The 11,418-nt window shown below is 52.2% G+C and carries 11 protein-coding genes; 6 read left to right on the top strand and 5 right to left on the bottom strand.

What is annotated here, in order from left to right; translation table 11 throughout:
- Positions 1 to 39 precede the first annotated feature (39 nt).
- Both G006_RS0109850 and G006_RS0109855 read left to right on the top strand, forming a co-directional pair.
- On the top strand, positions 40 to 468 hold the full coding sequence (locus G006_RS0109850; RefSeq protein WP_020483021.1) for a TOBE domain-containing protein: 429 nt from the start codon (positions 40 to 42) through the stop codon (positions 466 to 468).
- 56 nt (positions 469 to 524) lie between these two features.
- The gene (locus G006_RS0109855; RefSeq protein WP_020483022.1) at positions 525 to 1,706 is read left to right on the top strand and encodes a molybdenum ABC transporter ATP-binding protein; all 1,182 of its coding nucleotides are present in this window, start codon (positions 525 to 527) and stop codon (positions 1,704 to 1,706) included.
- Between the two features lie 25 nt (positions 1,707 to 1,731).
- Here the strand turns inward: G006_RS0109855 and G006_RS0109860 are convergent, their stop codons facing one another.
- From G006_RS0109860 to G006_RS0109870, 3 genes are all read right to left on the bottom strand, one after another.
- Positions 1,732 to 2,487, bottom strand: coding sequence for an HAD family hydrolase (locus tag G006_RS0109860; RefSeq protein ID WP_020483023.1), 756 nt, complete (start codon positions 2,485 to 2,487; stop codon positions 1,732 to 1,734).
- Between the two features lie 134 nt (positions 2,488 to 2,621).
- A complete protein-coding gene (locus G006_RS27055) occupies positions 2,622 to 3,419 on the bottom strand; it encodes a LytR/AlgR family response regulator transcription factor (RefSeq protein WP_020483024.1) in 798 nt (265 codons plus the stop codon).
- A complete protein-coding gene (locus tag G006_RS0109870) occupies positions 3,413 to 4,732 on the bottom strand; it encodes a LytS/YhcK type 5TM receptor domain-containing protein (protein WP_081607913.1) in 1,320 nt (439 codons plus the stop codon). The genes G006_RS27055 and G006_RS0109870 overlap by 7 nt, the downstream gene beginning before the upstream one ends.
- Positions 4,733 to 5,079: 347 nt before the next feature.
- On the opposite strand from G006_RS0109870, the gene G006_RS0109875 reads away from it, so the two are divergent.
- The 4 genes from G006_RS0109875 to G006_RS0109905 all read left to right on the top strand — a co-directional run bounded on the left by G006_RS0109875 (position 5,080) and on the right by G006_RS0109905 (position 9,552).
- Positions 5,080 to 5,724, top strand: a complete 645-nt coding sequence (locus G006_RS0109875; protein WP_020483026.1) for a hypothetical protein — start codon at positions 5,080 to 5,082, stop codon at positions 5,722 to 5,724.
- A 120-nt stretch (positions 5,725 to 5,844) separates the two neighbouring features.
- Positions 5,845 to 7,737, top strand: coding sequence for a hypothetical protein (locus G006_RS28305; RefSeq protein WP_152428840.1), 1,893 nt, complete (start codon positions 5,845 to 5,847; stop codon positions 7,735 to 7,737).
- A 313-nt stretch (positions 7,738 to 8,050) separates the two neighbouring features.
- Positions 8,051 to 8,725 (top strand): hypothetical protein, encoded by a 675-nt coding sequence (locus G006_RS0109900; RefSeq protein ID WP_020483031.1) that lies wholly within the window; start codon positions 8,051 to 8,053, stop codon positions 8,723 to 8,725.
- Positions 8,726 to 9,045: 320 nt separating this feature from the next.
- Entirely contained in the window at positions 9,046 to 9,552 is a 507-nt protein-coding gene (locus tag G006_RS0109905; protein ID WP_020483032.1) for a glutathione peroxidase, read from the top strand.
- Here G006_RS0109905 and G006_RS0109910 read toward each other — a convergent pair.
- Together G006_RS0109910 and G006_RS0109915 are read right to left on the bottom strand one after the other, a co-directional pair.
- Complete coding sequence (locus G006_RS0109910; RefSeq protein ID WP_020483033.1) at positions 9,542 to 10,723, bottom strand: flagella assembly protein FlgT middle domain-containing protein; 1,182 nt, start codon at positions 10,721 to 10,723, stop codon at positions 9,542 to 9,544. The two genes, G006_RS0109905 and G006_RS0109910, sit on opposite strands and share 11 nt — an antisense overlap.
- Positions 10,713 to 11,399 carry a hypothetical protein gene (locus G006_RS0109915; protein ID WP_020483034.1) on the bottom strand — a complete coding sequence of 229 codons (687 nt, stop codon included), beginning with the start codon at positions 11,397 to 11,399 and terminating at the stop codon, positions 10,713 to 10,715. The genes G006_RS0109910 and G006_RS0109915 overlap by 11 nt, the downstream gene beginning before the upstream one ends.
- Positions 11,400 to 11,418: the final 19 nt, after the last annotated feature.

Raw genomic sequence — 11,418 nt, forward strand, 5'->3', positions numbered from 1 at the left:
TATGTTAAGGGCGCGCCCATCCAATCAAGAGGAATTATCATGAAAGCAAGCGCACGTAACCAATTTTCCGGCACCGTCACGGAAGTCACCATCGGCGCAGTCAACGCCGAAGTGCATGTCGGTTTGAAAGGTGGCGAAACCATCGTCGCCTCGATTACCAAAGACTCCGTCGAAACCTTGGCGATAGAAACCGGCAAGAAAGTCATCGTGTTGGTAAAAGCGCCGCAAGTCATCGTCGTCACCGATTTCGGCGGTTATCGGATTTCGGCGCGTAACCAATTGGAAGGTACGGTCACTGACGTTAAGGCGGGCGTTGTGAACACCGAAGTGGATATTGCCCTGCCCGGCGGCGACAAAATCGCCGCTACTGTCACCAACGATAGCGTGGAAACCTTGGGGCTACGCAAAGGCCAAACTGCCACCGCGGTATTCAAAGCCGGCGCGGTGATTCTCGGCGTGCAGGGTTAATATCGTGATCGGCCCGGCCAACCAGGCCGGGTCGACTTTAACCACCGGAGGTGGTCATGCTGCTGGAAATGAATGTCAAACTGCGTCGCGGTCATTTCGACCTCAGCACGCAGTTATCGGTCGGCGACATCAGCGTCGGTCTGTTCGGACAATCCGGTGCCGGTAAAAGTACCTTACTAGGCTTGATCGCCGGTACCATTCAGCCGCAAAGCGGACATATTGCGCTGGACGGCAAAATCTTGTTCGATAGCCGTAAAGGTATCGTGATGCCGCGCGAACAACGGCCGATAGGCGCGGTATTGCAGAGCGATTGCGCCGACGCCACGGAAACCGTGCGCGACAATTTAACCGCCGCCTATTACCGCACCCTCAAACAGCGCCGACTGTTCAAACCGGATTATCTAATCAATTTACTGGAGCTGGGCACCAATCTGGATCAGCCTATCGAAAGGCTCTCGGTTGGCGAACGCCAACGGGTGGCGCTAGCCCGTTCTCTGCTGAAATCGCCAAAACTATTACTGTTGGACGAAACCTTCGCCGCCATCGGCCACGGTTACCGTTCGCAACTACTACCGATTTTGAAACGCCTGCAAGACGAATTCGGTTTGCCGGCACTTTATGCCAGCCAGTCGCTGGGCGAAATTCTGGAATTGACCGACCAGTTGATTGTGCTGGAACACGGCCAGGTGCTGCGCAGCGGCTCTTTGCGCGAAGTGGCTAAACAACAAGGTATCTTGCGCTATCTGGGTATCCGCCAAATCGACAACTTCCTGCCGATCAGTATTCGCAATCACGATGTCCAGGCGGGTTGCAGTATGGCGGATAGTTTCGGTCTGCCGCTGGCATTGCCGCTACGCCCGCAGTTTGCAATCGGCAGCCAGAGCCAGGTATCGATCCGCGCCAACGATATTGCGCTGTCGCGGGCCTACATCGACGGCATTTCCATTCAGAATCAGCTAAAAGGCCGGATCTGCGCGATCATCCCTAGCGGCGAAAGTCTGATCGTGCAGGTTGATTGCGGTGGTACCTTGTTGGTGGAAATTACGCCGGGGGCCTGCCAGAGCATGGCGTTGCGGGAAGGCGACGTGGTGTATTGCCTGATTAAAACTCACGCCATCGTCTATCTGGCCGAACTGGACACCCTACCCTACCAACGCATCGTCAGCCACGGCGACGGCTACTACTATTTGAATAATGCCGGCGCCGACACCAACAGTGTTTTGGAATACCGCTATTGAACTCGGTATCCGCTTATAAGGCGATCTAACTGCCGCTGAGAAAAGTGTCTAACTGCTGTAGTACGATTGCTTGCGCGGCTGCAACGGCGTGGTCGGCGGCAAGATTATAACCCCATAGTGCAAAGAATAATTTCACATGGGCCAACTCCGGGTGTTTTTTTACACCTTCCAGAGCAGGCAGGCGATCCTCGGTAAAATAAATCGGCTGGCCCGGATGCTGGGCTTTTAAACCTTTCAGGATTTCCGGTTTGCCGAGTTTGCGGTCCATCCCGAAAATTCGTTCATCGGCCAATTCAATGTGGTTGGCACTAAGGATTTCCTTCACGAAGCGTTCTTGTTTGGTGGTAATCACGCACCAAAAATGCCGTTGTCCCAAGTCACGCAGTTTCTCTGCAACACCGGGATACAAGGGATTCTTGGCTATCCAATCGGCACGATCACTGGCAATCCAATTATCGCGGGTTTCGCCGAACAGCTTTTTCAAATCGTCGATGCTTAAATGGATTTCGTCGAGCATCCTTTGTACTTTAGCGGCGTAGTTGGCGTAAATAGCGGCAGTACTCTTGCCCAAATACATGAGGCGGATAATCAGAATCGCTTCGTACCCCGTCTCGATAATCGGCCGCACTTCGCGAAACTGCTCAACGATAGCCTGAGGTACCGCGTCAGGCATGTCTTTCCATATAGTAGTACCGGCTTTCCAGCCGGTGATCGCGGTTTCAATCGCACTGTCGCAGACAACGCCATCAAAATCCAGCGCATATATAATCGAATCGTTCATTGGTAGTAGTAATAAAGGTTCACGGTAAATGGAATGATTGTACCGGATGAAACGGCGGATAATCTTGATTAGGTCGCAAAACCTTGCCGTTACCGTGTCTTAAAACAACTAACTTCAATGATGGACATCACTGATTAAAACTGGCCTTTATGCAGTTTTTCCCGAAACACCTCCAAATACTCCGGCCCAACAGCCAATTCGCTCGGACAGTTTTTTAGGGCCACCTTGTAATCCTCTCCCTCGCTGCCGCGAGGCTTCAGGCTCCTTAAGTGGCTTAAATTGATCAAATGACTTCTGTGAATTTGCACAAAACCCAATACGGCATATCTGTTTTCCCAGTCCTTAATCGTGCCGTTGACCCGATCCAACATATTGCCGTTAGATAACTGGATTTTCAGGTTATTCACCGACTTATTCTTGGCTATAAACACGATTTCGCCCGGATCGACGCATTCGGTATGCCACTCGTACTCGTCGAAACGGGAGTCGATGCGATGCTTGATCATGATGCGTTTGGGCGGTGAGAATACCGGTACAACCGGTAACGCTTGCTTTTGGCGTATCCATTCGAGGGCTTCGTCAATTCTACTGTCTTCCAACGGTTTGAGTAGAAAATGCGCGGGATGCAGGCGATGCGCTTCCACGGCAGTTTGCGGTCGGCCGGTGATAAAGACGATCCAAGGCGCGTTGGTCAAGCGATTGATTACATAAGCCAGATCAAGGCCCGCGCGTTCGTTCTCGGTTTGAATATGAATATCCAAAAACACGCCGTCTATACGCGGATGCTGTTTCAGCAAAACCCAGGCATCTGCCGCACTAGCTGCTTCCGCCACCACCTCAAAATCCGGATGCCGGCGTTTGAGCAGGCTTTTTAATTCGTCGCGGGCCAAATATTCGTCGTCGACTATCATCACAGAACGTTTACCTACCATGGTGTGCTCCTTTTCGGTATGGTCAAAATAACTTCGGTGCCGTGACCTTCCCAGCTATTGATCGCCAGCGTCGATTGACGCGGAAAGGCCAGTTTGAAACTTTGGCGTAAATGAAAAAGTGCGCTGCCGTTACCATTGCTCGAATCGACCGGGCGCTTGCCCAGTTCCGCCAAACGCGGCGCTGGTATGCCATTACCGTTATCGCTAACCCGCAAAATAAAGCTTTGCCCATGATCGATGCCAACAATATCGATCTTTAGTGGCTTAGACCGGCCGGGCATGCCGTGCAACAGAGCATTCTCCACCAAGGTTTGCAAACAGCGTGGAGGCAATTGGCAATTTAAAAGTTGCGGAGAAATATTGCGTTGAAACTGCAACGCTTCCGGAAAGCGCAGGGTCTGGAAATCCAGATAACGTTCCACTTGAGCCAATTCCTGCTGCAAGGAAATGGAATTGGCGCTGACGCAGCGGCGAGTATCGTCCAGAAAACGCGCCAGCTTCACCACATATTGCGAGGCAGCGTCCGGGTCACGACGGATTAAGGCTTTGATGGCATTCAAGGTGTTATTCATAAAATGCGGTTCTATCTGCGCGTTCAAAGCTCTAAGCTCGGCCTGCTGAGCTTGATTCCTTAATCTGTCCCGCTCCAGATCCTGCATCACAAATAAAAACAGCAGTACGCCCAAGGTATTCACCACCGCTACCGGCATCGCGGTTTCCAACACCAGCGTTTGCGCATCGGCATAAGGTTGCACCCCAACCAGTAGAATCAGTTTCTGCAGCAAGGTACCGGTCAAGGCGATAAAGCAGGCGCCACGCATACTGGTGGCCCAATGCGGCCGCCACTGAAACGCCCAACCGGCCCACAAGCCTTGCATCACTGTAGCGAAAGCGCTGGCGAATCCGGCAAACCCACCGAGCAGAGCGCGTTCCCAACCCGCCAGCAACCCAGCACCCAGGCCTATCCATGGACCACCGCTCAACCCGGCCGCCAACACCATCAAATCCCGGAAGCCGATCACTGCTTGCGAATGCTTTAATGCATCGGACAAATCGGCGGGCCAGGCAATACGCTTACCCAGTTGATGCACATCCAATAAAAACCCGCTGTGCGTGCCGATAATCGCAAACACGCCAAAAAATGTGGCACAGACCAATCGATTACGCCACTGCTGCGGATCGCCGCGCAAAGCTTGTCTGAGCCATTTCATCCGAATGAAAACGTGAGCCGCGATCAACACCACGCAAACCCGCTGCGACAATTGGGCGGTGTTATCCAACCAATGGAACATCATGTCTGTGGAGTAATGCATGCTGACAACCTCGAAATGTTTTAGACGCGGCAGTGTGATTCGATCCGTGTGGCTTCTCGCCCAAAACGGCTCGGCCCATACGAAATTAATCAAAGATTTCTTAAGCCGGGATTAATTCTCGGGGCCGATTGTTTTTACAACTTAGCCTTCTTGAGCGGCACGCCGCCGCCGAGCGTTTCATCTTAAAATTCCGGTAATTCGTCACCGAAAACCCGCGACTGCCGCCAATCAGCTGACAGCACTTAACGCTTCCGAAAATACTTTATCTAAACGCGAGAAACCGCGCGTCACTCCCCAGTCATTGGGAGTCCGGATAAGAAAATCGAACTTAAGCACGCGAGGTTGTCATGCAAAACATCGGCGATACACACACCCAGTTCAGACTCTGCCAGCCGGCGGCGATGTCCTTGACCTATGCCAGAGAGGAGCACCTTGGCATAGTCCTTATCCTTGGGGGGCTCTGGGGACTTTATCTCTGCCTACTTTTTAACCAATTCAATCAAACCGAGGAATTGGAAAGCCCCCGGACGCTAATAGACGCCGGATTGGCCGTTGTATTGGGTATTGGCTTGTTTTGGGGTTTGCTATCGAGAAAGTTGATCGCTTACGCACAACAATTGGTCGTAAACGCCGCCGAACTGGCAAACGATGGCGTACTGGAGAACGGTCTGATCGTTGATATTTGGCAACCCGATGCGGACATCGAGCAAGGTTTATTCGTCGCCTATCGCTTCGAGTATCAGGACTGCATCTGGATAGGCCAGCATCCGGTCAAACAGCAACCCTATGGCAACTTGCAAATAGGCGACGACATTGTCGTCCGGTTATTACCGAGAAATCCGAGGGTTTGTATGTTGCTACCAACGCAACGAGAACCCGCACGCAAACCGCACAAGCTAAAAGTCTCCGCACCTTATCGGACCGTCAAACCGCGTCGACACATTTCACTTATGCAAACGGTGGACTCAACGCCAATAGCTCGACATTCCTAACCATCACTATCTCAGCGGAGATTTACCATGTCTGCAATTTTATACCGCGCCATACTTGTCTCCTGTAGCACCGGCTTGACGGCTTGCGCCACACAAGGCTATTCCGGCCCACAACTGCCAGTGGAACAAATCGCGAAAGTTTCCCTAGCCGCGCCTTCCATAGCTTGGCTACCGCCATTCTGGGTTTTCCCGCTCAATTTGTTACCCAGGCTTGACGAGAATTGGAAAAACACGGTGGATTACAAAATCGACGTCGACCAGCAGACGTTAAACCGCTTCAATTCCATTTACTTGTTGCCGGGACTGCACCATGCATCCGCGCAATATGCTGTAAGCTATGCGGAATTGATCGGCAGCAAAACCTGTACATCCTCGGATAGTAAATTCGTTAACGAAGATCGCAGTGAAAGCTGTACGAGAACGACAACATGTAAAGGCTTATTCAAATTTACCGAGCGGGAACACAAATGCTCCTTGGCCTTTAGCGCGTTAGCCGGTAACCGCTATGAGCTGGCCGTGACCAATCCCGCCGAAGGCGAAATCAGATTAAGTTTACGCGACAGCAACGCACTCCAGTCCGATCAGTGGAACTCCTGCCATTGGACACCGGATCGCTCACACGACGAATACCGCACGGATACGGTCACCAGCGATTGTTCTATAAAAACCGGAGGCCCAAAGCCATCAGTCCCCGGTACGCATGTCGAGCGGGACGATAAACGCCATGTCCATGAAGGCCGGGACCGTGGACCGGATAGCCACCCTCATCCTCGTCCGCATATTGAGCATCCGCATTCGCTTTTAGAATTGCCCAGTATTCCGCATAAGCACGAAGATAGACCATTCCGCCCGCACGACCAACGCGATACAGCCACCGACAAAAGCGATGGTTTGGGGAATCATCCCCGCAAACCCGGCAAGCACAAACATCCAGGGGAAACAGATATAGACAAACAGGAGGGCGCATCGCCCAATAGTTTCGAGGTGAATATTCATCAAGACACTGTTCCAGACAGCGAAAACGGTCGCCGACCAAACAAAGATCGCTCGAAAATGTCGGACAGTAACACGCAGTCGCAAACCTTGAATAGCGAAGCTGTATCCAAGCAGGATCAGAATGGTGGTACTCGTGACGGCGCGACAGACAAACCCGAATCGATCCCGCCGGCAAGCGAATCCTCATCGAAAACACCAAAAACTGAAACCGGCACGGAAAAATTGCCTGGATCCGGCATCGATCCTAATGCGAATTCGGCATCAAGCCCATCGAGCGAATCTATCCCCGAGCCAGCCCCTTACTCTCCGGAAGCTAGCGATGCAAAAATAAGCAGGGGTGGCGCATCAAACAAGGACAATACAAGCCCTTCGACCGATACGACTCCGGTAGACAAGAACCGCCAATTTGTCCCTTCGGCGTCTGTTCAATCTGACCCTTCAAATGAAAACAAGGCCGCGGCACCCGCGCCAAGCCATGGTAATTCGGACTCATCCAATTCTATTTCGCCATCGGTAACGACAGCGGTAGAACCGCCGATCAGTGCTCCGCGGCCCGTCAGTTCGCCTGACCGTTCTCCCTCTACGTCATCCACGCCAACGATTGACAGTTTACCCAGCACCGATTCCAGCTCGAGCTCAACATCTACGTCGTTTAGCGGTTCTTCAGCCCACAGCAATACTTCTTCCGGCCCGATTTCAGAGCCAGCGCCCGCCTCTACGCCAAACCCGAGCTATTCATCAGTGCCTGTTTCTTCTCCATCAGCCAACGACAGTCCGTCGTTGGGCAATACGAGCTCCAGTAGTGCTTCGGGACCTGCTCCAATTTCCATATCCAACTCCAGCTTTTCAGCGGCTTCCAGTTCATCGGCATCGTCATCCTCCAACGACGTTTCTACTAGCAGCAGTCCCAGCCCAACCGTGGCTCCTGCCCCTGCACCCGTCACTGCCCCAAGTCCGACTCCAATTCCAGAACCACCCGTCGCTCCAACTATAGTCGCGCCAGCTACAAGCCCCTAAACGCCGACAATCGATAAGTATTTAATCAAGGCCCCCAGTGCCAGTCCCTACCCATGCGGGGGCCTTGTTTGACTGAACTCATCCCCCTTTCAATTCGTATTCCATGCCTGATCGGTACGACATGACTACGTCAACGTAACCAGCAAAGCATCAGCTATTTCAATTATCTATGGTATAAAGCGCTGCGATTTATTTGCATCGCTATCCGCATTCGAAAGAATGCCGGTAAAGGAAAACTACACCAAAAAGCCAATCGCTAGTGCCGCGGGCATAAAGCATTTGGACGAATAACAATATTGAGGGGGACAAAGTCATGATAGAACTTCTAATAATCGTAGGCTTGGCAGTAGTAGGCTGGCTAGTCTGGAAAGGCAAACTCAAACCAATCGGCAAGACGCCAGAAAACAAACAGCCGGCGCCTCAGCAACAAGCAACTTCCAGCGCCGCGAATCCCCCTTCGCCAACCCATGCGCCATCGCCAACTGCTCCAATAGCGCAACAACCCGAGACACCGGTAGCGGCCCCCATCCAAGCCCCTGAGCCGATTGCCGAACCAGCACCGCAAGCGTCAATCGTAGCAGCAGTTGCCGAAGAACCGATAACGCCGGCGGCAGAAGCGCCGGCAATCAAATTTCCCGAAGATTCGATATTAAAACGCCATTATCTGGCTGCATTGCAAGCGGAGAAAGAGGCCCTTAGCAATCCCTATCCCACCGATTCCGTGCTGCGCCGTCACTACGAAACTCTGCACAAAATCGCATCGCCTCAGCCCTCAGAAACGGCAGACGTATCGGAACCAACTCAGCAACCAGTCACCGTTACAGAAACAGATCTTACTGAAAAATCTTCAGTACCGACGCATGACCTTGACCAATTACGCCGCGAGATTGCAGCGGAATTGCCGGCACCGCCCACCGATTCGGTTTTGAAACGCCACTATGACAGTTTGCTGCAAACCAAGCTGCAACAACGACTATCAGGACAATAAGCACTGGGCAATCGCCGAAGGTTTCAACAGCCGCCCATACAGCCAGGCAACTATGGGCCCTGTCCTCCCGCGAGAGAATGACCGAGGCCCCGTATTTCCAATACTATACTGAAGTTCCTTCCGACAACCCCCACGCAAAAAAGGGTATTGTCACGCTATAGATTTTTGACAATCCGATGAACAACGGTAAGCTCCGTGAATATTTGTCTATGGATCTTGATCGGGATGCATGGACCTAAGAGGGGCTTTAGCCATTGCAACTCGATGGACAGCGGGATGCAAGACAAGCGCAAGTAATTCCATAACGGACCAGTATCAGCATGAATGACATATACCAATTCTCGGCCACTAACATTAACGGCGAAACTGTTTCTTTAGAAGATTTCCGCGGCAAAGTGCTACTAATCGTCAACACCGCCAGTCAATGCGGCTTTACGCCGCAATTCCGGGGATTGGAGGCGTTATATCAGACCTATAAAAGCCGGGGCTTGGTGATACTGGGATTTCCGTGCAATCAATTCGGTCAGCAAGAACCAGGTGACAGCCAAGAAATCGCCAGCTTTTGCGAACTCAACTATGGCGTGAGTTTCCCGATGTTCGAAAAAATCGATGTCAACGGTAACAACGCGCATCCGCTGTTCGCGTATTTGAAAAACGCCGCCCCGGGCATTTTGGGTTTCAATGCCATTAAATGGAATTTCAGCAAATTTCTGGTGGGCCGAGATGGCAAGGTTTTTAAACGCTATGCGCCGATAGACACACCGGCAGGCATGAGCAAGGACATCGAGCGCTTACTAGGCTTGAGCGACGCGCCCGTCAAGGCGTAGCGAAACTTTTCACCCAGTCGCCTGGCCTGACTGCACCGGCAACTGCCGTTGAATCAAGAGTACCCGCCGCAGTCGTCGCACTAACGTCGGTTATCGTCAAAATACCCTGCGATTCCCCCAAACCGGCTCCCGCCACACCGCCGGCGGACGCGGAATATATCATCAGCCTGTCGCCGATTTTGATTTTATCCTGAGCGCCGGCCGCAATCACAATCCGATTATTACCGGCCTGTATTACCCGGGTGGTAAAAGGATAACAGCCAAATAATTTATGAATGTCTTCGCTGGCTTCCTGAATAATCTCGCTGATGGCGTGACCGGCGGATGTCGAGTTGAAGCGGTCACTACCTACCGTGTAGCCGCTCGGCAGCGAGACGTCGCCAAGTATGGAATCGGTATAACGATGTTGAAACAGCAAGGCACCGCTAAAACCATCGTAAACATATACGTCAATCCCGACACTGCGGCGAGCCACGAAATCCCTGACCATGGATTTTAGATCCGCCAGTGGGCCGCTACCGCGCACATATTCGGTGGACTCCACGCGAAAGTCGCGAATCACGCCGGACAATACAAACTGCGCATTCTGCTGCTTGGCGATATTCAGAATTACCGATTCGGCTGTACCCTCGGCAAAGCGAATCTCCGGCGCCATATCGGGCCGGCTGTATAAAGAGGTGTTGGTCAGATTACGGCCGATAAAATCGCCGGTTTCCATCAACTGATTATTAATTTCCCTGGGGATGCCGCTGTATAAATCCTGGCTTTCGGTGCCGCTGATTTGATCGGCATTCATGACCGGAAAGCCGGTGGCGACGATTTTCTTCCGATACGGCGAACCGCAACGCTGTTTATCGGATAACACGGCCAGCACTTGCACATGGTAGAGATCGGCATCCTGCCATTCATCCACCACCTTAATGTCACTGACCAGCAGCGCCGAATTATTGTTACGTTTTAATTGTAAGGACGCGTTACTCACTGCGTCGTCGATAGCCGCTCGGCGAGCTGCTTCGATACCTCCGCCGACGATAGCTGCACTACCTTGCACGCTAACCTGTTGACCGGACGCAGCAACGCCATTCTCATCACCGCGCCGCTTACTATTGCCGCTGCTGCATGCAGCCAGCAAGGCGATCAGTACCACTGTTAGCAAGTTTCTATAAGGCACTATAAAATCCGTTGATCAACAAATACTGAAATATCGTTCGCAAACCGGTATTGGCAATCCATTCCACATCGTAAAGGCCGGCTTCCAGCAAGGTATCATCCACGACATTGGCCTTTTTGGAAAAGCCTGCCACATAATATTGATCGCTACAATCCCGAGCACCACAGGCCAGGTTAGCAGAGGTCACCGTCGCGGCTTTATAACCCAGCCGCGTAAACGCCAGCTTATTATCTTCCTGCAAACACTGACCGGCAAAAGCAGTATCGCCAGACATACATTGATAAAAACGCGGGCTAAGACGTAATTCAAGAGTCGTTTTTAAACTGTCTCTGACAGTCCGATAGTCCGCAGCACGCGCTTCGCGTAAGTAACTATCCAGATAAACCCGGTAGACCTCGTCGCGCATCACCTGAGCACCGACGGTAGTTTGATTGCCCAATCTTTCTTGATACAACAAATCCGCCAAGCCGCGATAGGCGTCCAGTTTGGCGGCTTGTTGCGCCTGTAACCAGCGCTGATTAACCGCCAGCTTCCCGCTATCGTCAAAACGGCTATAACCGGTAGCACGCAGGGTTTTACCGGCGGACGGCACCTCAGCATGTTTATCGCCCACCGCAGCACAACCGTTTAAGGCTAACGCCATCAACACCCAGCAAATTGTTTTGAACGCTTTCATGACCCCTCCTCCTACTCGC

It is taken from the genome of Methylomonas sp. MK1 (assembly GCF_000365425.1).
Classification (GTDB): domain Bacteria; phylum Pseudomonadota; class Gammaproteobacteria; order Methylococcales; family Methylomonadaceae; genus Methylomonas.